Origin of the sequence: Sorangium sp. So ce887, assembly GCF_051521455.1 — a bacterium.
Classification (GTDB): Bacteria; Myxococcota_A; Polyangia; order Polyangiales; family Polyangiaceae; genus Sorangium.
In genome coordinates, this window is record NZ_CP150354.1 from 10,121,228 (window position 1) to 10,146,563 (window position 25,336).

Genomic DNA, 25,336 nt, shown 5'->3' on the forward strand with positions numbered 1-25,336 from the left:
CTCCTGGGGCCGTAGGCGCAGGCCGTCGTTCACTTGCCGAGCACGACCCGCTGACCGAACGCGCGGTCCGCCGTCTCGCAGAACCTCCTGAAGGCCATGTACTCGGACGGCTTGATCCGGGACTTCGTGAGGGAGATCTGGCTGCGGACGACGACCTTCCCCGCGGACTGCTCGACCGAGATGGAGAACTTGCCGAAAGGGGTGTCCACCTCCTGGGGCAGCGGCGCCCTGGTGACGCGCCACCCTGCAGGGAGGCGGATCGACCATTCGTCCCGGCGCGTGGTGAGCGCAGGGATGATCACGTCGCGGGTGCGCACCGAGAGGGAGGCAAAGTCGGTGGCGAGGCGCTGGGCGGGGACAGCTGGGACCGACAGGCTGTCGCCCTCCATGCGAGCGAGCGCGACAGCTTTTCCTCTCGCCCGCAGCCTCACCGGCAGCTCGATGTCCTCGAGGTCGTTCACCTCGACGCCCGCCTTGCCAGGAGCCAGCTCGACCGTTCCGAAGTCCGCGGCGAGGTCCCGACCTGCCCGATCGCGGCGCGTGCCCTCCGCCATGTAGCGGGTCCGCCAATCCGGCGCGAACGCGCCGGCCACCTGGATGTCGACCCCGAGCTGAGCTGACCCGTCGGCGCCGAGCGCGATGTCGACGGTCCGGTGCACGACGGAAGCCTCCGGCGCGGGCTCCGGGAGGCGAACGAGCTTCGGCTTGCCCTCGTTGATCTGAAGCGCCATCGCTCCGCGATCCATGATCGGCAGCTCGGTCGAGCCGGAGTGCTCTGCCGTTCCGTCGAGGTAGAGGTCGAGCGAAGGCACATGCGCGATCGCGTGGTCGAACGGAGCGAGGCTCGCGGGCTCCGGCTCGATGCCGCCTCGCATGCGGGTGCGCACGAGGACGATCGTCGCCGGGATGCCGATCTCGCGGAGCATCGTGACGATCAGCGTCGCCTTGTCCTTGCAGTCACCCCAGCCGCGAGCGAGCGTCTGGGCGCACCTCCTCGGGCGGATGCCGTCGATGCCGAACTCGAGCGCCACGTAGCGCGTCTCGGTCGCGTATTTGTAGATCGCGCGGACCTTGCTCAGATCGTCGTTGAGGTTCTTCGTGATCTCGCGCACCCGCTTGCGCACCTCATCGTCCACATCGAACTGCTCCCGCGCGAGGCCCCAGTACCAGGAGCCGACCTCGTCCCAGCTCTTGAACGTCGAGACGTGAACGTGCGCGAGGATCTCCGACCACGCGGGCATCGCCGGCTCGGGGGCGACCGCCGGGACGGAGGCGGCAGAGAAGCGGAAGATGCGTCGGTCGGCGTCTTCCTTGGTCTCGCGCACGAGGCCTGGCAGGGGGGACGCGAAGATGTGGAACGGCTTCGTCTTCGGCGTGATCAGCACGTACTCGCTGCTGGCGATCGGCTCGTCTCCCTGGAGGTACTCGATCTCGCCGAAGTGATCGGCGATCTCGTTGCGAGGGCTGACGTCGTCGATGCGGTACCGCAGCTCGACGACGTCGCCGGCGTTGAGCCGCGGGAAGCTGACGTAGAACGTGCGCGCCGAGGTGTACATCGCGAGCGCCGGGTTGTTCGCGCCCGCCTCCCCGCTCTCGATCGCCCCGTCGACCTTGCCGTCGGCCCGGTAGACCTTCGCGGCCCGGAGGCTCACGGTCTGGCGATCGGCCTGGTACTCGAAGGCGTACTGCCGGGCGCTCGCCGCAGCCTCGTCCGTGAGCGGCTGGAAGACGACCTGCCGGAAGCGGCTGGCGAGGCCGTTCGGGAAGACGGTGGTGACCGTCAGGCTGCGGAGCGTGCGCTTGGGATACTGCCGGTCAGCGCTGCGCCGCATCGGCAGGAAGCGGTCGGGCGCCCAGGCGTAGGCCTCGTCAGCGCGCGGCTTCGGCGGTTCGATGTGCTCGATGTACTCGCGCACGTCCTTCGCCTGAGGGCTGATCGCCAGGATCTGCTGCAGCATCTCCAGCTGCGCCTCCCGGTTGCCCTCCTCGCCGTAGAGATCCGAGAGCGCCCGCAGCGTGCCGATGTCCTCCGGCGCCATGGCGAGCGCGCGCTGGTGGGCAGCGAGGGCGCGATCGCCCTGGCCGAGCGCCCGGTACGTGCGCGCCGCGACCGAGCGGGCCCAGACGGAGTCAGGCTCGCTGCGGAGGAAGCGCTCGAGCCAGCGCTCCGCGCCGGCAGGATCGCGGCGCGCCACCGCGAGGTCGACCTGCTGGTGCAGGAAGCTCGAGTCGTCGAAGCGCAGCGCCGCGTACCGCGCCTCCATCTCGACGGCCTCCGTGTCGCGGCCGAGGGCGCGGAGCTGCGCCGCCGATGCGCGGAGCAACGAGACGCTGCTCGGCTGGCGCGACAGCGCTCGCTCCAGCGTGGCGAGGGCGGTGCGCTTCAGCCCCGCCTCCACGTAGAGGTCGACGAGCCCGAGGGTGGCGGTCACGTGATCGGGATCGGCGGCCAGAATGCGCTCGTAGATCGGGGCCGCTTCCCGCCAATTCGGGCTCGTCTGCGCGAGCCGCGCCTGGGAGAGCAGGACATCGACGTCCTCACGACCACGACCCGCGAGCGCAGCGGCGCGCTCGATCCACGCGCGCTGCTGGTTCCTATCCTCCGAGAGCTGGCCCGCGAGCAGGTAGCGGCGCACGCTCGGCTCGGCCTCGGCGGAGCGGCGCGCGAGATCGCGCGCTCTGTGCTCGCCCTCGGCATCGCCGCCGGTGAGCATGAGGTAGCGCGCGAACGCCTCCAGCAGGGCAGGCGAAGGCCGGGCGGCGCCCGCGGCGCGCTCGAACGCCTGCATGGGCCCCTCGACGGCAGGCGCACGCGCGGCGAGCTTCACGCCCGAGGTCGGTCCTTCGGCCTGCGCCCGCGCGTCGCCCGGGCGCCTGGCGCCGCCCGCTTGTCCCTGCGGCGCCGTCACCTGCGTCCCGATGTCGGAGGTCACCTCCAGATCGAGATCCGGAGCTCCCTTCTCGTTTCCGATGCGCAGCGCGAACTTGGGCGCCGACGCGCCCCCGCAGACCTTGATCGTCAGGCGGTTGTAGCCGGGCTTGAGCGACACCAGCGCGGCGAACCGATCGATGTCGAGCTCGCGATACCCCGGATCGGCAAGGACCTTCTCGCCGTTCCAGAACAGCTTGAACGCGCCATCCGAGCCGACCCAGACCGAGATCGGCCGAGGCGCGCGCGTCCCCGCCTTCGCGCGGACGGAGGTCGTCGCGTAGCCGCAGACGCCCTCGACCGGACGGATGAAGTCGCCGAAATCGAACCATCCGTATTGCGGCGCCTCGGGCGGCACGCGCCAGCGGACCGCCCGCGCCTTGCCGTCGTACGTCCTGCCCGTCGCGAGCGCCTGATCGAGCTCTTCCTCGGGCCCGAACGCGCGATCGAAGCCCGCCTTGTTCTCGTTGTCGAACGGGCCGATCGTCGCCCAGCGACCGATGAACCCGAGCTTTTGGATCTTCGTGACCGCGCCGTCGAGATCGCCCCGCCGCCTGCGCGCGTACGCCGAAAGGAGCTCCGCGTAGACGCGGGCAGGCGCGCTGGTCGCGCCGCTCTCCGCGATCGATGCGATCGCCTCCTCGACCTGCGTCGGATCTGCGCGGTCCCACGTGCGCCAGAGCTCGCGCAGCGCGCCGTAAACCTCCGGCGCCCTCGCCGCGCGGACAGCCGTGTGCGCGGCGAGCACCTCGGGGTGAACCGCGCCGAGCTCCGCGCGAGCCTCGAAGCCGATCGACGTGGCGCACACCAGGGCCGCCACCCCCGTAGCGAGCGCGCCGGAGAGGCGTTTCCTCCTCGTCCCCAGGTTGAGCTCGATCTCACGGGGCTCGGTCCGGCTGAGCGCGTCACGCATCCACGGCGCTATCCCGTGGCCGAAGCCATCGGTCAAGCGCAAGCCTCGCCCGCGTGAGCGCCGCAGCGGCCCACGTCAAGTGCTGACGCGCTCGGCCCAGCGAAGCGCCCCGCAGGGCGATCCCGGGATCTCGCACGTCGAGGAGATCGTTCATGAGCCCGCCGCGCCGCCCGCGCTGAATCCCAGGAATTTTTCGAACCTTCTGCCCGATACACAGGGGCGGTGCGAGGCGCGTCCACGAGCAGCGCGCCCGGACGAGGCCGAAGCGGCGGTCCGAACGCCAACCCGAACGCGGCCTGTTCGATAAAATATAATAAATTCAGCTACTTAAAGATCGGCTCACCCGGTCCACAACCGCCGAAGGGCGCCAGGAGAGCACCGGAACCGAGGCGGATGGAGTCGGGGGTGGGAGCGAGCTCCGTCGAGCTCGAGCACCGCTGGGAGGGGCTCCGCCGCGGGATCCTCCAACTTCCAGAAAGGGCCGCCTTGCTCCGCCGCACCTGCTTCGGATAGAAACGTCCCAAGATGTACGGGCGCACGGTCGAGGAGCAGCCGCATTGCGCGCAGCGAGCCGGCCATGCAAGTCCCAGGCAGCGAGCGTGGCGCCGCGAACGTGGTACCGGTGGTAAGGCAGGCCCGCACAGCGGGAAGCCAGTTGGATGACGATGGTCGGGGACCGCTCGTGCGGCGCCCGGTGATGACAAGGGCTACAGAGCCCGCAATGCCCAGGGCCCCATCGCGAGAGCGCTGGCGGAGGAACGATGGTCAACCCTCAGATGGTGATGTACGAGGAGGAATTCAATCAGATCCAGAGCGTGGTGGATCGCCTCGTCAAGGACGCCAATGCGAAGGTCGTCTTCATCGTTGACAAGAACGGGCAACTGATCGCCGCGAGCGGAGACGTGGACAACCTCGACACCACGTCGCTCGCCTCGCTGACGGCGGGGAATATCGCCGCAACGGGCGGGATGGCGAAGCTCCTCAAGGAGAACGAGTTCGCCACGCAGTTCCACGAGGGTGAGAAGGCGAACATCCACATCCAGCTGGTCGGGAACCGCGTCATCCTCGTGGTGATCTTCGACTCAAAGTCGAGCCTCGGGTTGGTGAGGCTCCGGGTGCGAAAGGCGAGCGAGGAGCTCAACCACATCTTCGAGGCGCTGCTCAAGAAGGTGCAGGAGCCGGGCGCCGACTCGCCGTTCGCCGAGATCACCGACGAGGACATCGACAACCTCTTCAACGACTAGGAGCGCGGTCGATGAGCTTCATCAATTACATGGCGCGCGAGATCAACTGCAAGATCGTCTATTACGGGCCGGGTCTCTGCGGCAAGACGACGAACCTGCAGTACATCTATGAGCGCACCAACCCGGACGCGAAGGGGAAGATGATCTCCCTCGCCACGGAAACCGACCGGACACTCTTCTTCGACTTCCTCCCGCTCGCGCTGGGCGAGATCCGCGGCTTCAAGACGCGGTTCCACCTGTACACGGTGCCGGGGCAGGTCTTCTACGACGCGAGCCGCAAGCTCATCCTGAAGGGCGTCGACGGCGTGGTCTTCGTGGCGGACTCACAGCTCGGCCGCATCGAGGCGAACCAGGAGTCGGTGGAGAATCTCCGCACGAACCTGGGCGAGCAGGGCTACTCGCTCGACAAGATCCCGTACGTCATCCAGTACAACAAGCGGGATCTACCGGAGATCGGCACGGTCGAAGAGCTCCGGTCGCTGCTCAACCCGACCAACGTCCCCGACTTCGAGGGGGTTGCGCGGACCGGCGTCGGGGTGTTCGACACGCTCAAGGCGGTCGCCAAGCTGGTCCTGACCGAGCTGAAAAAGGGCGGCCCCTAGTCTAAGGGGCAGCCCCGAGATCGAAGCACAGCGCGGCGAGCGAGGCAGAAGGCCCGCTCGCGCGCGCTGCAACCATCAGGTGCGCTGGTAGATGCGGTTCCGCCGGTTGCGGTTCTTCGCCTTCAGCTTGGACCGATGGCGCTTCGACTTGGAGCGCGTGGTCTTCCGAGGACCTTTCGACAGCATGAGGAACATGGACAGGCTCCGTTGAGGCGCCCGGCGCGGAGGCGTTGTGCCGCCGCCGCCGGTGCGAAGGGGCGGCAACGTACGGCATCGCAGGGCAAAGTTCAACCGGAGAGCACCTCGACCAGGCGACCCGCCAGGTCCTCGCGAGGGCAGGCCAGGTGTGACACCGGGGCGAAGCTTTTCTGCTATCGGTGTTCGTACCCCGTGCGGTTCAGGACCCTCCTATGCCTAGCCGCCTCGGTGACCGCGTGCGGCGCAAGCATCAACGCGGTCTACGAGGGGGACGTACGCTTCGAGCACTGCATGGCGCTCGACTCGCTGGCCGACGTCAAGCCGACGCTGCGGCGCGCGTGCTGGGACGAGTGGCTCCAGTTCTATACGTTCGGTCAGACGCGCGATCGCGTCGAGTACGCCACGCTCCGGGCGAGGCAGCTGAGCCACGCCAGCGACTTCGACGAAGGCGAGTGGAGCCCGCCCAGCAGCCGGGCTCCCGCCGTGCCGGAGCCGACGAGCGCGCTCGCCCCGCCGCCCAGGCTCCTGACCGCCGACGTGGTCGCGCCCGCGGACGAGGCGGACGCTGGCGCCCCCGAGACTGCGCCGAGCGCCGCCGAGGACGCTGCGCCGCCGGGGGCGGAGTGCAGCGCGGCATGCGAGGCGAGCTGGAAGGGGTGCCAGCGGAACTGCAAGTCCGCCGGTTGCGAGAAGGGATGCTCCGGCAAGTACACGCGGTGCATGCGCGGCTGCTTCTGACCGGCCGCGCAGCGCTCGGCGAACCATGCCGCACCTTGTCGCACCAAGATGGCCTGGAATCTTGACCCGCGATCGAGCGTAGGGCTATCCGCGTACACGATGTCCGCCTCGCACGCGCCCACAGAGCTCAGCAGCACGACTCCTGATCGCAACGGCACGGCGTCGCCGCTCGAAGCGCTCGGATCGAGCGCTGGCCCCGTGCGGGTGCTGCGGCCGCGGCGGGCGGCGCCGGCGGACGCAGTGCGGCCGACCCGCGCGGAGGTGAACCTCGCGCACCTACGGCACAACCTCCGGGTCCTCGAGCGAGCGCTGAACGGCGCGAAGCGGCCGCAGATCTGGGGCGTGCTCAAGGCCGATGCCTACGGACACGGCGCGCCGGCAGTCGCGCGGACGCTCGAGCGCGCCGGCATCCCCGGCTTGGGCGTCGCACTTCTGGAGGAGGCCATCGAGCTGCGAGACGCCGGCATCCGGCTGCCCATCCTCGTGATGGGCGGCTACTACGGCCCGCGCCGCGAAGGGTTCGAGGAAATCATGGCGCGCGATCTCGTGCCCGTCATCTACGACGCCGGCCAGATCGAGCGCCTCGCGAACGTGGTGCGGCTCGAGCAGCGCGATCGCGTCGGCGTCCATCTCAAGGTCGACACCGGCATGGGACGGCTCGGCGCCGCGAGCTCGGAGCTCGAGGCGGTGTTCGCGATGCTCGCCAAGCACCCGGAGGTGAGGCTCGACGGGCTCATGACCCACCTCGCCTGCGCGGACGCCGACGATCTCGGCGTGACGATCGAGCAGATGAGGCGCTTCGAGGAAATCGAGCAGCGGGCGAAGAGCTTCGGGCTCACGCCGCGGGTTCGACACGCCTCGAACAGCGCGGCCATGCTGCGCCTCCCCGCAGCGTGGCTCGACATCGTTCGACCCGGGGTCGCGCTGTTCGGCATCTCGCCGTGCGCAGGGCTCGCGCCCGACCTCAAGCCGGTCATCCGGGTGCGCAGCGAGGTCGTCGCGCTCCGCACGATCGCGAAGGGCGACAGGATCGGCTACGGCCACACGTGGCAGGCTTCGCGGGAGAGCGTCGTGGCCACCGTGCCGATGGGGTACGCCGACGGCCTGAGCCGCCAGCTGTCGAACCGCGGGGCCGCCCTCGTGCGCGGTCAGCGCGCGCCGATCGCGGGTGCCGTGTCGATGGACCTCACGATGCTCGATGTGACGGACGTGCCGGGAACACGCGTGGGCGACGAGGTCGTGTTCCTCGGGACACAGGACGGCCCGCTCGGGCGCGCGACGATCAGCGTGGAAGAGATCGCCGCGCTGACGGGGACGATCGCCTGGGAGGTGCTGACGAGCATCTCGCGCCGGGTGCCCAGGTTCTACCGAGAACCCTGAGCTCGCACGCGTCGGCGCTCGCCGCCCGCGCCGGCGCCGGTGCGAACGGGCGTGATACGCTGCTCTCCATGAAGACGGCCGTGAAGCAGCGGGCCGGCGTCCGCGGCATGCTCTGCCGCCTCGGGGCCGCGCTCGCGCTCGGCGGCGCGGCGATGTCCGCTTGCGAGGACCACGGCCCGAAGCAGCCTCCACGCAGCGGCAGCGGCCAGGGAGCAGAGGAGCCGGAAGACGAGTTCGACCCGGGGCCCGGAGGATCGAGCGGACCACCCCCCGTGGACGCGGGTGGGCTCTGCGGCAATCAGATTCACCAGGTGGAGATCTCCGAAGCGCCGAACCTCTACTTCGTCCTCGATGCGTCGGGCAGCATGCTCAGCCCCGCCTCATCGCGCGCGACCCGCTACGACCGGGTTCGCGAGGCCGCGGTCGACCTCGTGCGCAACCTGGGTCCACTGATCAACGTCGGCGCCGCCGTTTTCCCGCTGGACGCGACCGCCGAGGCGCCGTGCAGGCCGGGCGGCGAAGTCTTCCCCGTCACCCCGGGAGATCCCTTCGCGGCCTCGCAGGAGGGCGCCACGACCACCTCGAGGTTCCGCTCGGCGACGCGCATCGAGCCTCTCGGCGGGACGCCGACCGCAGCGACGCTCGCGGCGCTCACGCCGAAGCTCGTGGGGCTCCCGGGCAAGACCATCGTCGTGCTCGCGACGGACGGCGGCCCGAACTGCAACAGCTCCGCGACGTGCAGCGCCGAGGACTGCATCGCCAACATCGAGCAGCAATGCCCCGAGGAGAACTGCTGCGCGCCCTCGGGCCTCTCGGGACCAGGAGGGTGCCTCGATCACGACGATACGGTCGCCGCGATCGCGCGGCTCGCGACGAGCGGGATCGAGGTCTATGTGGTCGGCATCCCGGGGAGCGAGTTCTACGGCGATGTCCTCGACCAGATGGCGCTCGCCGGCGGCACGGCGCAGTTCGTGAGCCCCTTCTACTTCAAGGTGGAAGACCTCGACACGCTGGGCAACGTCCTCTCAAGGATCGCCAGCATCGTCGTCTCCTGCGAGTTCGACCTCGTCGATCCGCCGCCCGAGGACGGGCAGACCAACGTCTACCTGGATGAGGAGGTGGTCCCGTACGACCTGGAGAACGGCTGGCGCTGGAGGTCCCCCGCTGTCGTAGAGCTCCTCGGGGATGTGTGCCAGAAGCTCAAGAGCGGGCGGGTGGGGCAGGTCCAGATCGTCTCCGGCTGTCCCACGGAGGTGGCGAGGTGAAGCGCGACGCGACGAAGGGCTCGGCCACGCTGATCCAGCTGACGGCCGAGTCCGCGGACGACGCTGCGCTCGACGAGATCGACGCGGTCGCGGCCGCGGCCTTCGACGGGCCGCAGTTCTCGGCGCGAGAAGAGCTGCGCCGCCCATGGACGCGCTGCTGGGTCGCGCGCGAGGAGCGACGCGCGCTCGCCTTCCTCATCGCGTGGCACGTGGTCGACGAGCTGCACGTGCTCAACGTCGCCACGTGCCCGACCGCGCGGCGACGCGGGCTCGCGACGGCGCTGATGAGCCGCTCGCTCGAGTACGCGCAGCAGCAGCAAGTGCGGCTGGTCCTGCTCGAGGTGCGCCGCTCGAACCGGGCTGCGATCCGGCTCTACCGGAAGCTCGGCTTCACGGCGATGGGTGTGCGTCCTCGGTACTACAGCGACAACGACGAGGACGCGGTCGAGATGGTGCTCTCGCTCGATCCGGCGACCGGCGCGGTGCAGCCAGGCCGCGACGAGATCCGCATCGAGGTCTGACCGGCGCCGCGCCGCTCAGCGCGGGGCAGCTGCCGATGCTGCGGGGAAGCGGGAGACCGCCGCGAGCGGCGGCAGCCGCGCGGCCACCACCTGGAGCGGGGTCAGCAAGAGCGGCCGGAGCAGCGTCTTGGCCCGCTCATCGAAGGGCTGGAGGAGCGCGTCCGCCTGCCGCATCACCTCGACCAGCCGGTCGGCCATGAGGCGCGCGTCGACGTTGGGGTTCACGTCCTCGAGCCGCTGGATCTCGTCGCGGAGGGAGCTGATAAGCGAGATGTACCTCGCCAGGGGCGTGTCCGTGATCGGCGCCGAGCCGCTCGGCGCGGTGGGAACGCCGAACTCGACGGTCCGCTTGAACTCGTCCGGGACCGAGCTCGTACGGTTTCGTATGAGCTTCACGTCGAGGGGGACCTTGAACCTCGTCTTCTGCTCGATCTTCTTCTCGACGTGCGCTTTCCCGCGCTTGAACAAGCCCGTGTCCTCGAGCGCGCTGCGATCCCGCTTCCATTGCGTGTTGTCCTCGAGCGCGCGGATGATGCGGAGGTACGGGTAGTCCGGCTTGGCGAGCTCCATGTAGAGCTCCTTCGCCTCCTTCAGGTTGGCCGGCATCCGCACGGTGAGGTCCGCCATCCAGTCGGTCCACTGCGCGATGTACCGGGCGTCGTAGTCGGCAGCGAGGCCGTCCAGATCTTTGTCGATCGCGGCGTTCTCTCCGGGCGCGAGCGGAACGACCCACTCTTCTTCCCTCAAGAGATCGGCGCCTCGGCGGACCTTCTCGAGCACCTCGAAGTGCCCCTTCTCGGTGTACGGACCGTCGACCTCTTTCCAGCGCTTCTCCTTGGAGTACTGCTTGCTGCCGATGACCTTCAGCACGTCGTGGCGGTCGGCGAACATGTCGCCCAGCGTGAGCGGGGGGTACTTGCGGTTCGCGCGGCTGTTGTCGCCCGTCTCGTCGTACTTCTCCTCGATGATCGAGTTGACGAAGAAGTCGTAGTAGCGCTTCCGCACCGGCACGGCCTGAAGCATCGCGCGCACGCTCGCGACCAGCTCCGCCTTGTGCGCGATGGGCGTGACCCTCTTCTGCTTGATCAGCGACAGGTAGTACGTGACGTGCCGCTCGAGCTGCTTCTTCAGCTCGGTCTCGTTGAGGTTCGACGTCGGCCGGAGCACCTCGGCCCAGAGCGAGGTGAACCTGTCCTTGGCCCAGTCGACGTCGAGGTGCTCGACGTCGCTCAGCATCAGGTACAGCTTGAGGTTGTTGCGCTCGCGCAGGTAGTGCTCTCCCTTCGCGAGCTTGAGGCGGTCCTCGAGCCGCTGCTTGCACGGGATCACGAAGCCGTTCTGGAGGCTCGCGATGTAGACGTGCAACAGCGGGGGATAGACCGTCTCTCCCTGGAACATCGTCCAGCCCATCCCGTCCGGCGGTCCCTCCTCGCGCGCCCTGTCGATCTCTTGCAGCCGACCCAGCGCGGGCCGCAGCGCGGTGAGCTTGTCCGAGAGCGGTCGCGTGTCCTCCCACCGGAGCGCGCTGACGGCGCGCGCGTCTGCCTCGACCTCGCGCAGGAACTCGCGGTTGTTGGCGAACGACACCAGGCTCGGGATCGCCAGGATGACCCCGAGGGTCGCCGCCGCCGCGCTGATCGCGCCGCGCACGACGCGCTGGCGCCGGATCTCGCTCGCGCTCCTCGCGGCGATGTCCCCGTCCGGAAAGACGACGTTCATGAACACGTCGTGGAGGAAGTAGCTCTTCGACTCCACGATCTGCTGAGCCACGGCCTCGTGCGTGCGGATCCCCATCGCCTGGCCCATGCGCTGGAGCACCCGGTCGAGCGGCCTGCCCTCTTGCGTGCCGCTCGTGAAGTAAAAGCCGCGGAAGATGGGCGTGCCCTGGAACGCGTTGACCATGAAGACGGTCGAGACCAGATCGGAGAGGTTCCGGCGGATGCCCGAGAACTCGAGCGGGAACTGGTAGACGCGCTCGCGCCCCTCCCGGCTGCGCTCCATGACGAGCCGCTTCAGCGAGCGACCGTGGACCTGCTTCGCCATGGCGTCGAACTCGGCGTCGAAGAGCCTTCCCGGGTCGGTCTTGTCCGCGCTCAGCTTGAGCGTCGCCCCCCACGCCTGGGCGCGGTCGCTCTTGCGCATGTCGCCGAAGAACTCCGAGAAGCCCGCGATGAGATCGCACTTCGTGAACAGGAGGTAGACGGGCAGCACCATGTGGAGCTGCGTCATGACCTCGTCGATGCGCGCCCGGAGCTTCTTCCCCATCTGCTCGATGTGCTGCTCGTTCGCGTCGATGAGATCCGCCACGCTCACCGCAACGAGGATGCCGTTGAGCGGGCGGCGGGCGCGGTGCTTGAGGAGCATCTGCAGGAACGCGATCCACTCCTCATGGTCGTCCTGCTCCGTCGTGTAGCGCCCCGCGGTGTCGAGGAGGATCGCCTCGTTGGTGAACCACCAGTCGCAGTTCCGCGTCCCGCCGACGCCGCGTACGCCGCCGCCGTTGCTCGGGTGCGCGTAGGGGAAGACCAGGCCGGAGTGCTTGAGCGCCGTCGTCTTGCCCGCCCCGGGCGGGCCGATGATGACGTACCAGGGCAGCGAGTAGAGCGCGGCGCTGCCGTGCTTCTTGCCCTTGCCGAGCTTCGAGGTCTTCAGCGCGCTGATGCCGCCCTGGACCTGCCGCTGGAGCTCCTGGATCTCGGCGCGCCGCTCGGGCCGCGCGTTGAGCGCCTGCTGCGCCCCCTGCTGGACGATCGCGCGCTCCAGGGCGGACGCGGCGCGCCCCGCCTTGACGCGGCGGTACACGAAGAGCGCGATCGCGGCGAGCGCGATGACGACGCTCGCCGCGATCGGGATCGCCGTGGACAGGCCGAACGTGAAGTACGCCGCCCACGAGATGAGGAGCAACAGCCCGAAGAGGACCCACAACACGCCAGAGACGATACCACCGGTCGCCGCGTCCGCAGCACGTCCCACGCGCCGCGCAGCGATCGGCGGCGCGCCGCGTGGTGCCGCCGCGCCAGCGCGAGCAGCTCGCGCGCGGCGACCCCAGGATCAGTCGTCGCCGCGCTCGTAGTCGCCCGGATCGAGCGCGGCGTCGGTCTCCTCGCCCGCAGCGAGCCGGCGCGAACGGACCGCGTCCAGGGCGATGTCGATCACCTCGAGCCGCGTCGACGGGGCGTAGTACTCCTTCTCCGAGACCTGCGGCAGCTCCGCGAGCCTGGCCGCGACCACCTCGCGGTCGTCCTCCTCCAGATCGAGCGCCGCCGGATCGCCGCTCAGCGAATCCTCGGCCAGATCCCGCGCGACCTCCGCCCCTGGATCGCGCGAGAGCGCCTCGCGGACGAAGATCACCGGGCTGAACGCGAGGTAAACCGACTCGAACTCCAGCTGCCAGTAGGTCGGGTCCTCTCCGTCCATGCGCCACCACGACGCGTGCCGGCGCCGGATGACCTCGCCGAAGTAGACGCCCGCCATGTGCGCGACCACCGGCAACGCCTCGACCCTCTCCGACGTCGCCCCACGCGCCTGCTCGAGGTAGTGGTCGAGCACGGGCAAGGTCTCCGGCCGATAGTCAAGCCGTACACCGAGAGCGCGCTCCACAAACCGCACGCACCCCTCGGCGAGGTCCTCCACGGCGGGTGGCGGAGGCGGCGCGGGCGGCGCGGGCGACGCGACAACAGCTGCAGCGGACAGACCAGACTCGGCTGACCGCTCCGCAGAAATCGGAGAGGCACCTGCACCGTTCTGTTTGGTATTCATGGGCTCCACGCTATCCTTCTCCGGTGCGGGTGGCCGCTAGTCAACGTGGTCGTGCTGGGAGCGCCTCCGCAGGCTCGGTGGTCGCAGCAGTCCAGGCGATTTCGGAAGTTTCGGGATCTTCGGGATGGAACGCGGCCGGCCCTCCAACCTCCTCCAGGAGGTTCCGGGCGCAGCGGAAGCATGGGTCGCCGGAGCTGCTCCGAGAAGCCGGCACCCCTCAACCCCGGCCCGACCAGTCCGGCCATGGACTCGGGTTTGAATTCCTAACGGAAGTCGAGGCCTTCGTGCTAAGCTCCGCCCTCGCGTCGAAATGAGACTCGGGATTTTCAGCGATACGCACGCCAACTACGAGGCGCTCAGCGCTGTGCTCGAGTCCTATCGCCACGAACGCATCGACGTTTATTACTGCCTCGGGGATACGGTCGGCTACGGCGGCTCGCCGAACGAGTGTGCCGACCTCGTCCGGAAGGTGGCCAAGAAGACGATCCTGGGCAACCACGATGCGGCCGTCGCAGGTCGGATGGACTACTCGTACTATTACGAGGCTGCCCGGCAGGCGCTCGACACGCACGCTGCGATGCTCTCCTCCGAGAACGCAGCCTGGCTCCGGAGCCTGACGTATCAGGAGAAGTTGACGGACATCAACGTCGACCTCTGCCACGGCTCGCCCGTCCGGCTCGAGGAGTTCGAGTACATCTTCGCCCCTGAGCAGGCGCGCGAGTGCCTGCCGATGTGGAACGAGCTCGGTCACATCACGCTGATCGGCCATTCACACCTCTGCAAGGTGTTCGCGCTCACGCCGAACAGCGTCGAGGAGCTCCCAGCGGTGGACTTTCAGCTCGAGCAGGGGCGCAAATACATCGTGAGCGTCGGGTCGGTGGGACAGCCGCGGGACTACGATAACCGCGCGAGCTACACGATCTACGACAGCGACACGAAGCGCTTCGAGTTCAAGCGCGTCGAGTACGACATCGAGACGGCGGCGGAGAAGGTGCTGCGCGCCAAGCTCGAGCGCAACTTCGCCCACCGGCTCTACATCGGCGTCTGAGGCGACCGGCGCACGGCGCTCGCACGGCAGGCGCGCGCGTTCAGTCGTCCGGCGCGTGATGATGCAAGGGCGACCCGGTGCCGCCGCGGGGCGGGACCGCGCGGGCTGGCTCTCGCCCTGCGGTCCCGGGTCTTCCTCTGGCGACGCGCACGCTTCGCGTGCCGCTCCCGGGGTTCAGGAGCGGCCGGCTCGAACGGTGCGGCGAGGCCGGCAGTGATAGAGCAGCATGCTCGTCTGGTTGTCAGGCGGCGCTGCGGAAAAGTCGCTGCGGAGCTCCGTGAGCTCGAAGCCGTTGTAGTGGAGCAAGGCTTCGAGTTCCTGCGGATAGAACTGACGATGGGCGAGCGGCGTCATCCATCGCTCACCGCCGTTCACGGCCGTGAACTCCATCGAAACGAACAGGATTTGCCGGACCTTGTCGTAGTCGAACCGCTCGGTGTACCGGACGACCTCGCCTGGACCGTCCTTTGCGGGATACCGGAAGCGCGGCGTGGCATAGGCGCGATCCGGATCGCGCGCGAGCTCGGCCGGTTCGGGCATGGACACATCGAAGACGAGCTCGCCCGTCGGCGTCAGATGTTCGCGCGCTCGCGCGAGGAAACGCTCCACGTCGGCTCGCGTATACAGATGCAAGAACGCGTTGAAGGGGCAGACCACGAGCGGAAAGCGGCGCCCTAACCGCAACGCCCGCATGTCGCCCCGCCGCAGACTCACGCGGGAGGAGACGCCGCGCGGCTCGCGCCCGAGCTGCGCGCGCAGATCGCCGAGCATCGGCGCCGACAGATCCACGCCCGTGATCCGGACCCCCGCCCTCGCGACAGGCAGCGTGATCCGCCCGTTGCCGCAGCCGTATTCGAGCACCGGCCCGCCGGACGCCACGGCGAGGTCGACGTAGTAGCGGACGTCATCCTGCCGGCGAGCGTACGTCTTCGAGTAATACGCCGGATCCTCGTAGTGGGCCGACGTCCCCGCCTCGAGCTCCGGATCGCGACGCTGGCCGGAGCTCGAAGACCGCCTCGCGCGCGTCGTGGCCGCAGCTTTCATGCGAAGCAACAGATCAAGCGTAGCGCTGGCACAACGACGGGAACGCGCTGAGGAACAGGGCCCCGATGGAAGCGTGCATCACCAGATGCACGCTCGCCCGGTGCGCCCTCAGCGCTGGCCGTCAGCGTTGCTGGCCGTTGGCGATCTGCTGCTGGAGCCACTCGGACACGACCTCGTGGGAGCTCCGGTGGAAGTGCACCTTGCCCGCCGCGATCTCTCGAAGGCTGGTCACGGCAGGCTTGTTCTTCGTCTTCACGAGGGCGTCCGAGCCCTTCATGATCTGCCGCGTCCGGATGGCCGCAAGCACGACGAGGGCGAAACGGTTTTCCTCGCGTTCGAGGCAATCTTCCACAGTTACACGCGCCATAGGGGGGCCGAGAGTAGCGCCCTGCCCCGTCAAGCGCAAGGCACATGCCGCTCGGTGGCTCTGCATCCAGCGGCGCGCTGCCACGTCGCCGATCGAGGGTGCACGTTGCTCGTTGCCCTCGACGCAGGTCCCGACTACGAGGTGCGACCGTGGCCGCTGAGCAGGATTCCCTCCTTCCCCCTCCCCCTCGCCCGGCCCCCGGGCTGAAATACCGCCGCATCGTGCTCAAGCTGAGCGGTGAGGCGCTCTGCGGCGAAGAAGGCGGATTCGGCATACGCCCCGAGACGCTCCATCACGTGGCCAGCGAGATCGCCGAGCTCCAGCGGATGGGGGTGCAGATCGGGGTCGTCGTGGGCGGCGGCAACATCTTCCGCGGGCTGAAGGGCGCGAGCGCGGGCATGGACCGCTCCCAGAGCGACTACATGGGCATGCTCGCCACCGTCATCAACGCGCTCGCCCTGCAGGACGCGCTCGAGAAGACGGACGTGCCGACGCGCGTGATGACGGCGATCGAGATCCGGCAGGTCGCCGAGCCGTACATCCGCCGCAGGGCGATGCGTCACCTGGAGAAGGGCAGCATCGTCATCTTCGCCGCGGGCACGGGCAACCCGTTCTTCTCAACCGACACCGCGGCAGCGCTGCGGGCCATGGAGATCCAGGCGCAGGCGCTGTTCAAGGCGACCAAGGTCGAGGGCATCTACGACCGCGATCCCGTGCGCCACGTAGGCGCGCAGATGTTCGCGCACCTGAGCTACGACCGCTTCCTCGCGGACAGGATCGGGGTCATGGACTCGACGGCGGTCACGCTCTGCCGCGAGAACAAGATGCCCATCCGGGTGTTCAAGCTCATGACCCGCGGCAACATCCTCCGGGTGTGCAGGGGCGAGGAGATCGGCACGATCGTCGACTGAGCGCGCGCGCCCGAGCGCCCCGCAGCGCCCCGCGCGGGCGACGAGTCGAGGCACCCGCCAGCGCGCCGACGTGAACCCGGCCGGCGCCCCCGCGAGCCACGAGGAAACCGTGCTAGACCCCGAGCCAGCAATGATCCGAGCTCCGGTGCGCCGATCCCTGCTCGCTATCTCGCTCGCCTCGCTCGCCTCGCTCGTCGCGAGCTGCGATGAGCCCGCTCTCCAGGCCCCGCCGGACGCGGGGGAGCCGGTCCTCGGGCTCACCGCGGAGCAGTCGACGCGCGTGCTCGCGAAGGTCGGCGACAGGGCGATCACCCTGGGCGACTTCGGCAGGACGCTGGAGCGGATGGATCAGTTCGATCGGCTCCGCTACCAGACGAAGGAGCGACGCCGCGAGCTGCTCAGCGAGATCATCGACGCGGAGCTGCTCGCCTTGGAAGCCAGGCGCCGCGGCCTCGAGAAGGACGCCGCGGTCGAGGACGCGATCCGGCAGATCCTCCGCGAGGCGATGATCGCCCAGGCGCGGAAGGGCCTGCCCGCGCCGGCCGACATCCCGGCCTCCGAGGTGCGCGCGTACTACGAGGCGAACGCCGACAAGTTCAGCGAGCCCGAGCGAAGGCGCGCCGCCGCCATCGTGGTCGGCGACAAGGCGCTCGGGGAGAAGGTCCTCAAGGAGGCGCAGAAGACCGGGAGCGGCAGCGCATGGGGAGAGCTCGTGCTCAAGCACTCGCTCACCGCGCCGAAGGACAAGAGCGCGGCGCCGCCGCTTGACCTCGCGGGCGAGCTTGGCATCGTCAGCCCGCCCGGCGATCCGCGCGGCGCCCACCCGCAGGTCCCGGAGCCGGTCCGCGCGGCCGTCTTCCGGATCGGCAGCGTGGGGGCGGTGAGCGACGAGCTCGTCGAGGCCGACGGCCGGTTCTACATCGTCCGCCTGAGCGGGCTCACGGGCGGGCACCGGCGCGAGCTCGCGGCGGCCGAACGCTCGATCCGCGTCGCGCTCCTTCAGCAGAAGATGCAGGAGCAGGAGCGCGCCATCGAGGACGAGCTGCGGAAGAAGTTCCCCGTCGAGATCAACGACGCAGCGCTCTCCTCGGTGAAGCTGCCACAGCAGCTCACGCTGCCCGGGGGCGCGCCGCAGCCCGATCCCGCGAAGCCCAGCGCGCCGCAGCCGGCCGGCGGCGCCGCGCCCCCATCGAGCGATGCGGGCAGGTAGCTTGCTCGTCGCCGCCACGCAGCTCGCCCGGCGACCCAGCGAGGACGGCGCGAACGCCCGCGCGGTTGTGCTGCCGGAGCCCCCCGTGGCGCCCGCCGCGGGCGACCAGCAGGCAGCGCGTCCGGCCCGCGCGAAGGCGCGGACGAGCGACTGGACCTGGCAGCTGCGCCATGCGCTCTCGAGCGCCGACGATCTCCACCGGACGCTGTCGCTCACGCCGGAGGAGCTCGCGGGCGCGAGGCGCGCCGAGAAGGCCGGGCTGCCCATCCGCGTCACCCCGTACTACCTGAGCCTCTGCGACAAGAGCGATCCGGCGTGCCCGATCCGCCGGCAGTGCGTGCCGCTCGCCGACGAGGCCGCCGAGGTGCCCGGCGACCTCGTCGACCCCCTCGGCGAGGTCGCGCACGAGGTCGCGCCCCACCTCGTGCAACGGTACCCGGATCGCGCGCTGCTCCTCGCGACCGATCGCTGCGCCGTGTACTGCCGCTTCTGCACCCGCTCGCGCATGGTCGGCGACGGCGGCGGCGCCGTCGCGCTCGAGCGCCTCGCGCCGGCCATGGCCTACCTCGAGGCGCACCCGGAGGTGCGCGACGTCATCGTGAGCGGCGGCGATCCCCTCGCCGTCTCGACGGACCGCGTCGTGCGGCTGATCGCCCGGCTGCGACAGATCCCGAGCGTCGAGACGATCCGCATCGCCACGCGCGTGCCGGTCACGCTACCGCAGCGCATCACCGCAGAGCTCGTGCGTGCGCTTCGGCCGCACCATCCGCTCTGGGTGATGACGCACTTCAACCACCCGAAGGAGCTCACGCCCGCCGCCGAGCGCGCCTGCAAACGGCTCGTCGACAACGGCTTCCCCGTCATGAACCAGACCGTGCTGCTGCGCGGCATCAACGACGACGCGACGACGCTGGCCGCGCTCTTCCGGGGTCTCGTGCGCTGGCGCGTGCGCCCCTATTACCTGCTCCAGATGGACCCCGTGCGCGGCACCGCGCACCTGCGCACGCCGCTCGCCACCGGCATCTCGCTCATGGAGCAGCTCCAGGGCCGGCTCACCGGCATCGCGCTGCCGAAGCTGATCGTCGATACGCCCGGAGGGATGGGCAAGGTGCCCGTCGGCCCCGACTACGTCGTCGACCGCCGGCCCGGGCGCACCGTGCTCCGCACACACCGCGGCGTCGAGGTCGAGTACGTCGACCCCCCGCCGCAGCCCGGCGGCTGAGCCGCCCGCTCAGCGGCCCGGGCCGCGCGAGAGCGGCTTCGCGACCCGGAACGACAGGTTCAGGGCCCGCGCGATGCCGAAGAAGCGGGTGCGCGACGCGCTCCTGCACTGCTGCGAGTCCGTGGCCCAGCTCCCGGAGCGGGCGATGCGCCACGGCGGCGCGTCCCCGCCGGCGTCGGCGGCCGACTCGATCTCGCGCGACGTCTCCGCCCACGAGCTCTCGCCGTTCACGTCGGCGACCCACTCGCGCACGCCGCCCGCCATGTCGCGCACGCCGCAGGGCGACGTGTCGATGGGGAAGGTCCCGACCGGCTCCAGCTGCGACAAGAAAGGTCGCGACGAGCGCATCAAACAGAACGTCGGATCGAAATGGTCCCCCCACGGGTAGAACCGGCCGTCGGTCCCGCGCGCCGCCTTCTCCCACTCCAGCTCGGTCGGGAGCCGGACCTCGATCCCGTCGCGCTCGCTCCGGAAACGGCAGTAGGCCACGGCGTCGAACCAGTCGATGAGGATGACGGGCAGGTTCCAGAGGTGCCCCTCCTCCGCCGGGAACCGCTTCTGCGCGTCGCCTTCGACCACGGTGGGCAACGGCTCCCAGCCGCCGCCGCTGGCCGGCCGCGCGACGTAGCCCTCGGAGCCGCGCGTCCCGTGCGGCGCGCGCTTGAGCGCGAGGTCGAGATCGCGCGTCTCGAGCTCGTTCAAGAACTCGCAGTACTCGCGGAAGGTGACGGGAAACTTCGCGATCGCGACGTCGGGTACGTGGAGCTCGGCGCGACGGAGCGGATCGTAGGCCTGCGCGTCGCCGCCGGCGATGAAGGTCCCCCCGGGGATGTAGACGAAGCCCTCGCCGATCTCGGCGTCGGTGTAGAGGTTCACCTCGACGCGGTGGTGGGTGCCCCGCTTGAGCAGCAGCGGGTAACGCACGTCGCGGTAACCGGCGCGCTTCAGGATGAAGAGGTAGCTGCCCGGCTTGAGGTGCACCTCGCGGAGCGGCGTGCGGCCGAGGGTGCGCTCGTCGCCCGCCATCAGGATGCGATCCTTCTCGACGTAACGGTACGCGACGACGCTGGCGCCAGGCGGCGACGAGTCGACCGAGAGGACCGCGTCGGCGGTGAGCAGCGCGGTGTAGCGCCCCACGTCGAACTCCGCCACGAGCGCCTCGTGGTAGATGCGCGCCGCGTGCTGGTGCTCCTGGTCCGCCCGCACCGCTCGCGACCAGTACAGGTCCGCGAGCCCGGCGCGCGCCTCGACCAGATCCGGATCGTACGCCAGCGCCTTCGTGTAGAGGTCGATCGCCTCCGCCGCCGCGCGCGCCTGCTCGCGCTCGACCCCGGCCGCGCTGTCCTCGAGGTGCCAGCCGGCCCGCTTGCGCTCGATCGGCTCGTACTCCTTCACGTCCTTGAGCAGCCGCCGCGCCTCCTCGACGAGCCGCTCGCGCTCGCTGTAGAGCCGCCGGTCGCGCTCGAGCGGGGCCTTGGCGAGCTCGCAGAGCTTGATCGCCTCCTCTCGGCGGCGCATCCGCTCCTTGGCGCCCTCGAGGAACGCCTCGGCCTCCGCCGCGACGCGGTCGGCGGTCGGCGGTCGCTGATCGGGATCCTTCGCGAGCATCGCCAGGCAGAGGTCCTCGAGCAGCAGCGGGCAGCTCGGCGAGATCGAGCGCGGCGGTCTGGGGTCGCGCGTCTGTGTCGCGAGGATCACGGCGAGCACGGTCTGCGCGTCGAACGGGTGCTCGCCGGTGAGGATCTCGTAGAGCACCACGCCGAGCGCGAAGATGTCCGCGCGGTGATCGATCCGCTTGTGGTCCCCCCGGATCTGCTCCGGCGCGATGTACCCGGGCGTGCCCGAGAGCGCGCTCGCGACCGCCTCGTGCCGCTTCCGGCCGAAGTCCTGCCCACCCGGGTCGATGGCGATCGGCTCGCTCACCTCCGTCCTCGAGAGCAGCTTCGCGTTGCCCCAGTCGCCCAGGTACACCTCGCCGTAGTCGCCGAGCAGCACGTTCTCCGGCTTGATGTCGCGGTGGGCGACGCCTCGCCGGTGCGCGTACGCCAGCGCCCGCGAGATCTGCACGAACGCGCCGATGAGCCGGACGAGCGGCCACTGCCTGCGGAGCTCGGGGTTCGTCAGCACGTTCTGCAGGCTCTGCCGCTTGACGACCCGCATGGAGTAGTAGGGCTGGCCGTTCGGCAGCGTGCCCAGGTCGTAGACCGGGATGATGTTCGGGTGCTCGAGCTGGGCCGTGATGCGCGCCTCGGTCCGGAAGCGGTTGCCGACAGCGGAGTCCGCCTCGGCCCCGGGCTTCAGCGTCTTCAGCGCCACCACGCGCCCGATCTCCCGGTCACGCGCCTTGACCACCTTCCCGGCGCCCCCCGCCCCAAGCGCCTCGCCGACCTCGTAGCGGCTGCCGCCGGTGTTCACGGCGCGCGTGGCGGAGGTCGCGAGCGTCGGGAAATCGGCCACGACCTCCTCTCCCGGCAGGTCGATCTCCCGCTGCGTGTCGAAGCGCAGCGCGTCCGGATCCTCGATCTGCGGCCCGAGGGCGTGCGCGACGGGCGGGCTGCGCCCCTCCTGCGCGAGCAGCTCCGGCAGCGCCGCCAGCTGCTCCGGCGTGAGGATCCCCTCGAAGAGCTCCTGGGGCGTCGAGGCGCCGCCGAGGGTCCATCGGCAGGCCATGTCCCAAAGGGCGTTGGGCTCGATGAGCCCTCGCGCCACGGCGGCGACTGCCAGGGCACGAGCCTCGCGAGTCTGAGCGAGCTTCACTCGAGCGACCTCTCGTCCGAAACGATCTCACCCTGCGACGCGAGGCGGAAGGCCACGCTGGAACCGCTGAGCGCAAGGCGGCGCAAGCTGCGAGGGTGTAGCGCTCCCGCGGCCGAGCCAGGGGTGCCGGTGCCGCGGTTCCGTGCGCATCCGACGAGGCGCCGCACGTCAGCTGCCGTGGCAGGCGACCGCGCTGCTACCGCATCGGCCCGAGCTGCCCCGTTGGAAGTCGCGACGCGGCAGGGCCAGGGCGGCGATGGCAGCCCCTGCGCCCCGGTCCCCAGAGACTCTACGTGTCGGAAATTCCTGCATTTCCCAGCGACAAATGAGCGCTGCCCAGGTTACGTGGTGTCCCCTCGCCTGTGCAAGAAAGTAGGGGGCGGTCCTCCGGTGCCCGGTCATTTTTCGTCGCATGTACCCGCGCGTCTCACGTTTCGTGCGTCCCGCACGTTTCCGCCGCCCTCGTCAGGTGTCGTCGTTGTTGTGTGCCCGCGGGTGGGCCCGTCGCCCCGTCGTGCCGGCACAGGGGCCCGCTGTCGCGCCGGCCTGCCGCGCCGGCCCCTCCGTCGCATACGACGGGGTTTTCGATCCCCGTGGGGGTCCATGGTAGGTAGGGCGCGGCATGGCTGATCCGACGGCCCTGAGGCCTCCGGCGCTCGCTCGCCTCGACGAGATGAACCGCCGCGCGCTCGACGGGGGCGGGAAAGATCGCATCGCCAGGCAGCACGAGGCCGGCAAGCTCTCCGCGCGGGAACGCATCGACCTGCTCCTCGATCCGGGGTCGTTCGTCGAGATCGACCGGTTCGTGGTCCACCGGTGCGCCGACTTCGGCATGGACCAGCAGAAGGTCCTCGGCGACGGTGTCGTGACCGGCTGGGGTCTCATCGACGGGCGCAAGGTCGTGGTGTTCGCGCAGGACTTCACCGTGATCGACGGCTCGCTCTCCGGCGCGTACGCCTCGAAGATCTGCAAGGTGATGGACCTCGCGATGAGGGTGGGCGCCCCCGTCGTCGGGCTGAACGACTCGGGCGGCGCGCGGATCCAGGAGGGGGTGGAGTCGCTCGCCGGTTACGCCGACATCTTCCTCCGCAACACGCTCGCGAGCGGGGTCGTCCCCCAGGTCAGCGCGATCCTCGGGCCGTGCGCGGGCGGCGCCGTCTTCTCGCCCGCCATCACCGACGTCATCCTGATGACCGAGCGGACGAGCTACATGTTCGTCAACGGCCCCGAGGTCATCAGGACGGTGACCCACGAGGACGTCACCAAGGAAGAGCTAGGCGGCGCCGCTACCCACGCCGCCAGGAGCGGCATATGCCACCTCACCGCCCCCGACGACCGGGCGGTGCTCGCGCAGGTCCGCGAGCTGCTCTCGTTCCTGCCCTCCAACAACACCGAGGCTCCGCCGCGCCGCAGCGCGGTCGATCCGGTCGACCGGGAGGTGCTGGAGCTCGACACGATGCTCCCCATCGAGCCGTCCGGGCCGTACGACGTCAAGCGGCTCGTCCGCGCCGTGGTCGACGACGGTTGCTTCCTCGAGATCCACGCGCGCTACGCGCAGAACATCGTGGTCGGGTTCGCCCGGATCGGCGGCGCGCCCATCGGGGTAATCGCGAACCAGCCCCAGGTGCTCGCCGGCTGCCTGGACATCAAGGCCAGCATCAAGGCGGCGCGCTTCGTCCGGTTGTGCGACTGCTTCAATGTCCCGCTCGTCACGCTCGTGGACGTCCCCGGCTTCCTCCCGGGGCTCGACCAGGAATATGGCGGGATCATCGCTCACGGAGCGAAGCTGCTCTATGCGTTCGCCGAGGCCACGGTGCCCAAGATCACGGTGATCACCCGCAAGGCTTACGGCGGCGCCTACGACGTCATGGCGTCCAAGCACATCCGGGCCGATTACAACCTCGCCTTCCCGACGGCCGAGATCGCGCTCATGGGCCCGGAAGGCGCGGTGAGCATCGTCTACGGCAGGGAGATCGAGCAGGCGACGGACCCGGCCGCCGCCCGCGCACGCTTCGTCGAGGACTACAAGACGAAATTCGCCACCCCGTACAAGGCGGCCGAGCTCGGCTTCATAGACGAGGTGATCTACCCTCGCATGCTCCGCATTCGACTGGCCCGAGCCCTCGACCTCCTGCGCGGCAAGCGCGACAAGAACCCATCGAAGAAGCACGGAAACATCCCACTTTAGTAGAATTTTCGGGCAGCTCGGGCCCACGAGAGCCCCGCTCAGCGAGAGTTCAGCCCGCAAAACCGCTTAGAATGCCTGGGAAGGAGGGAGCCGGATCGAGCGACGCCGTTGCGCGGCCGATCCCAAGCGTGTAAAAACAACTTGCGTGGCTGTTTTTCTTTGCTCTCCGCGCGATGCTTCTCTCTGACCAACGATCTGCACAAGCGCACCCGGGGGCCGGTTGCATGAAGACGGGTGGTTTGGCGGGCATACCGAGCGTTGGGGGGTCGCCGAGTATACGAATGAGGGGTCGGTTGGGTTCTGTGGAGGTATTGAGCATGAAATCTTGGGTATTCGCTGCGTTTTTGATTTCCGGTTGCGCCCTCGTGGCGTGCGGTGACGACAACACCGCCCCGCCGACCAGCGGCAGCGGCGGCTCCGGCGCCAGCGGCAGCGGCAGCGGCGGCTCCGGCGCCAGCGGCGGCTCCGGAGGCAACGGCGGCTCCGGAGGCAACGGCGGTTCGGGCGGCGAAGCAGGCGCGAGCACCACGAGCTCTTCCTCGACGGGGATCCCGACCTGTGATGACACGACGGACGCTTGCGGCCGCGACAACAATACGGGCTGCTACCAGTGCGCTGCCGATGACGCATGCAAGGAGATCATCGACGCCTGCGTGGCGGATAGGACGGATACAGGCTGTCTTGACCTGGTGCAATGCATCGATCCCTGCTCCGACGCGGAAGATCCGGCCGCGTGCGTCGACGAGTGCCGCACGGCGAACGAGGCCGGGGTGGAGGCCTACGACGCCATCACCAAGTGCACTGTCTGTGAGCAGTGCGCCAAAAACTGCGGTGCATCCGAAGAGCCGCTGTGCGCGATGTGAGGCGCTGAAGAACAGCAGGTCATTCTCCGAAGGGGGCGTCCGATGGCCGCCCCCTTCGGCCCTTTGTACGCTCCCCGGCACGACCGCCGTCGTCAGGGCTCCGCAGCCCCCGCGGAATCTGCTGTAACTGCATTCACGAAGCACGCGCGCTCGGCGAGCGGCTCGCCAGCGCTGGCC

General features: G+C 69.6%; 18 protein-coding genes. 12 read left to right on the forward strand and 6 right to left on the reverse strand.

All coding sequences use genetic code 11. The features are described 5' to 3' along the window. Positions 1–29: 29 nt before the first annotated feature. A complete protein-coding gene (locus tag WMF36_RS37830; protein WP_437575691.1) occupies positions 30–3,842 on the reverse strand; it encodes a DUF3857 domain-containing protein in 3,813 nt (1,270 codons plus the stop codon). A gap of 761 nt (positions 3,843–4,603) precedes the next feature. Between WMF36_RS37830 and WMF36_RS37835 the strand changes: the two genes are divergently transcribed. From WMF36_RS37835 to rimI, 6 genes are all read left to right on the forward strand, one after another. Further along, complete coding sequence (locus WMF36_RS37835; RefSeq protein WP_012239856.1) at positions 4,604–5,086, forward strand: roadblock/LC7 domain-containing protein; 483 nt, start codon at positions 4,604–4,606, stop codon at positions 5,084–5,086. Between the two features lie 11 nt (positions 5,087–5,097). Continuing rightward, entirely contained in the window at positions 5,098–5,688 is a 591-nt protein-coding gene (locus WMF36_RS37840) for a GTP-binding protein (protein ID WP_437481258.1), read from the forward strand. Between the two features lie 426 nt (positions 5,689–6,114). Next, complete coding sequence (locus WMF36_RS37845) at positions 6,115–6,624, forward strand: hypothetical protein (protein ID WP_437575692.1); 510 nt, start codon at positions 6,115–6,117, stop codon at positions 6,622–6,624. 99 nt (positions 6,625–6,723) lie between these two features. Beyond that, complete coding sequence (alr, locus tag WMF36_RS37850; protein ID WP_437575693.1) at positions 6,724–8,004, forward strand: alanine racemase; 1,281 nt, start codon at positions 6,724–6,726, stop codon at positions 8,002–8,004. A gap of 68 nt (positions 8,005–8,072) precedes the next feature. After that, positions 8,073–9,269: a vWA domain-containing protein gene (locus tag WMF36_RS37855; protein WP_437575694.1), complete on the forward strand. Its 1,197-nt coding sequence runs from the start codon at positions 8,073–8,075 to the stop codon at positions 9,267–9,269. Continuing rightward, positions 9,266–9,790 carry a ribosomal protein S18-alanine N-acetyltransferase gene (gene rimI, locus WMF36_RS37860; RefSeq protein ID WP_437575695.1) on the forward strand — a complete coding sequence of 175 codons (525 nt, stop codon included), beginning with the start codon at positions 9,266–9,268 and terminating at the stop codon, positions 9,788–9,790. Before WMF36_RS37855 ends, rimI begins: the two co-directional genes overlap by 4 nt. 15 nt (positions 9,791–9,805) lie before the next feature. Here rimI and tssM read toward each other — a convergent pair whose 3' ends face one another. Continuing rightward, positions 9,806–12,718, reverse strand: coding sequence for a type VI secretion system membrane subunit TssM (gene tssM / locus WMF36_RS37865; RefSeq protein WP_437575696.1), 2,913 nt, complete (start codon positions 12,716–12,718; stop codon positions 9,806–9,808). A 123-nt stretch (positions 12,719–12,841) separates the two neighbouring features. Continuing rightward, positions 12,842–13,339 carry a hypothetical protein gene (locus WMF36_RS37870; RefSeq protein ID WP_437575697.1) on the reverse strand — a complete coding sequence of 166 codons (498 nt, stop codon included), beginning with the start codon at positions 13,337–13,339 and terminating at the stop codon, positions 12,842–12,844. A 520-nt stretch (positions 13,340–13,859) separates the two neighbouring features. Here WMF36_RS37870 and WMF36_RS37875 point away from each other — a divergent pair. Continuing rightward, on the forward strand, positions 13,860–14,597 hold the full coding sequence (locus WMF36_RS37875) for a metallophosphoesterase family protein (RefSeq protein WP_437575698.1): 738 nt from the start codon (positions 13,860–13,862) through the stop codon (positions 14,595–14,597). A 174-nt stretch (positions 14,598–14,771) separates the two neighbouring features. Here WMF36_RS37875 and WMF36_RS37880 read toward each other — a convergent pair whose 3' ends face one another. Continuing rightward, positions 14,772–15,641 (reverse strand): class I SAM-dependent methyltransferase, encoded by an 870-nt coding sequence (locus tag WMF36_RS37880; RefSeq protein ID WP_437575699.1) that lies wholly within the window; start codon positions 15,639–15,641, stop codon positions 14,772–14,774. A 121-nt stretch (positions 15,642–15,762) separates the two neighbouring features. Next, positions 15,763–16,008 carry a DNA-directed RNA polymerase subunit omega gene (gene rpoZ, locus WMF36_RS37885; protein ID WP_437575700.1) on the reverse strand — a complete coding sequence of 82 codons (246 nt, stop codon included), beginning with the start codon at positions 16,006–16,008 and terminating at the stop codon, positions 15,763–15,765. A 149-nt stretch (positions 16,009–16,157) separates the two neighbouring features. Here rpoZ and pyrH point away from each other — a divergent pair, with 149 nt between their 5' ends. The 3 genes from pyrH (at position 16,158) to WMF36_RS37900 (ending at position 19,351) form a co-directional block, all read left to right on the forward strand. After that, the gene (gene pyrH, locus WMF36_RS37890) at positions 16,158–16,919 is read left to right on the forward strand and encodes a UMP kinase (protein ID WP_437481281.1); all 762 of its coding nucleotides are present in this window, start codon (positions 16,158–16,160) and stop codon (positions 16,917–16,919) included. Positions 16,920–17,049: 130 nt separating this feature from the next. Further along, positions 17,050–18,129, forward strand: coding sequence for a peptidylprolyl isomerase (locus tag WMF36_RS37895; RefSeq protein WP_437575701.1), 1,080 nt, complete (start codon positions 17,050–17,052; stop codon positions 18,127–18,129). After that, positions 18,116–19,351 carry a KamA family radical SAM protein gene (locus tag WMF36_RS37900; protein ID WP_437575702.1) on the forward strand — a complete coding sequence of 412 codons (1,236 nt, stop codon included), beginning with the start codon at positions 18,116–18,118 and terminating at the stop codon, positions 19,349–19,351. Before WMF36_RS37895 ends, WMF36_RS37900 begins: the two co-directional genes overlap by 14 nt. 9 nt (positions 19,352–19,360) lie before the next feature. On the opposite strand, the gene WMF36_RS37905 is transcribed toward WMF36_RS37900, so the two are convergent. Continuing rightward, positions 19,361–22,021, reverse strand: coding sequence for a protein kinase domain-containing protein (locus tag WMF36_RS37905; protein ID WP_437575703.1), 2,661 nt, complete (start codon positions 22,019–22,021; stop codon positions 19,361–19,363). Positions 22,022–22,730: 709 nt separating this feature from the next. Here WMF36_RS37905 and WMF36_RS37910 point away from each other — a divergent pair. Then, complete coding sequence (locus tag WMF36_RS37910) at positions 22,731–24,296, forward strand: acyl-CoA carboxylase subunit beta (protein WP_437575704.1); 1,566 nt, start codon at positions 22,731–22,733, stop codon at positions 24,294–24,296. Positions 24,297–24,598: 302 nt separating this feature from the next. Continuing rightward, positions 24,599–25,159, forward strand: coding sequence for a hypothetical protein (locus WMF36_RS37915; protein ID WP_437582007.1), 561 nt, complete (start codon positions 24,599–24,601; stop codon positions 25,157–25,159). Positions 25,160–25,336: the final 177 nt, after the last annotated feature.

Bases quoted from the DNA above. Each gene is read 5' to 3' on its own strand.
- WMF36_RS37830 (WP_437575691.1), bottom strand. From the start codon at position 3,842: ATGCGTGACGCGCTCAGCCGGACCGAGCCCCGTGAGATCGAGCTCAAC.
- WMF36_RS37835 (WP_012239856.1), top strand. From the start codon at position 4,604: ATGGTCAACCCTCAGATGGTGATGTACGAGGAGGAATTCAATCAGATC.
- WMF36_RS37840 (WP_437481258.1), top strand. From the start codon at position 5,098: ATGAGCTTCATCAATTACATGGCGCGCGAGATCAACTGCAAGATCGTC.
- alr (WP_437575693.1), top strand. From the start codon at position 6,724: ATGTCCGCCTCGCACGCGCCCACAGAGCTCAGCAGCACGACTCCTGAT.
- WMF36_RS37855 (WP_437575694.1), top strand. From the start codon at position 8,073: ATGAAGACGGCCGTGAAGCAGCGGGCCGGCGTCCGCGGCATGCTCTGC.
- WMF36_RS37875 (WP_437575698.1), top strand. From the start codon at position 13,860: ATGAGACTCGGGATTTTCAGCGATACGCACGCCAACTACGAGGCGCTC.
- WMF36_RS37880 (WP_437575699.1), bottom strand. From the start codon at position 15,641: ATGAAAGCTGCGGCCACGACGCGCGCGAGGCGGTCTTCGAGCTCCGGC.
- rpoZ (WP_437575700.1), bottom strand. From the start codon at position 16,008: ATGGCGCGTGTAACTGTGGAAGATTGCCTCGAACGCGAGGAAAACCGT.
- WMF36_RS37895 (WP_437575701.1), top strand. From the start codon at position 17,050: ATGATCCGAGCTCCGGTGCGCCGATCCCTGCTCGCTATCTCGCTCGCC.
- WMF36_RS37900 (WP_437575702.1), top strand. From the start codon at position 18,116: ATGCGGGCAGGTAGCTTGCTCGTCGCCGCCACGCAGCTCGCCCGGCGA.
- WMF36_RS37905 (WP_437575703.1), bottom strand. From the start codon at position 22,021: ATGGCCTGCCGATGGACCCTCGGCGGCGCCTCGACGCCCCAGGAGCTC.
- WMF36_RS37910 (WP_437575704.1), top strand. From the start codon at position 22,731: ATGGCTGATCCGACGGCCCTGAGGCCTCCGGCGCTCGCTCGCCTCGAC.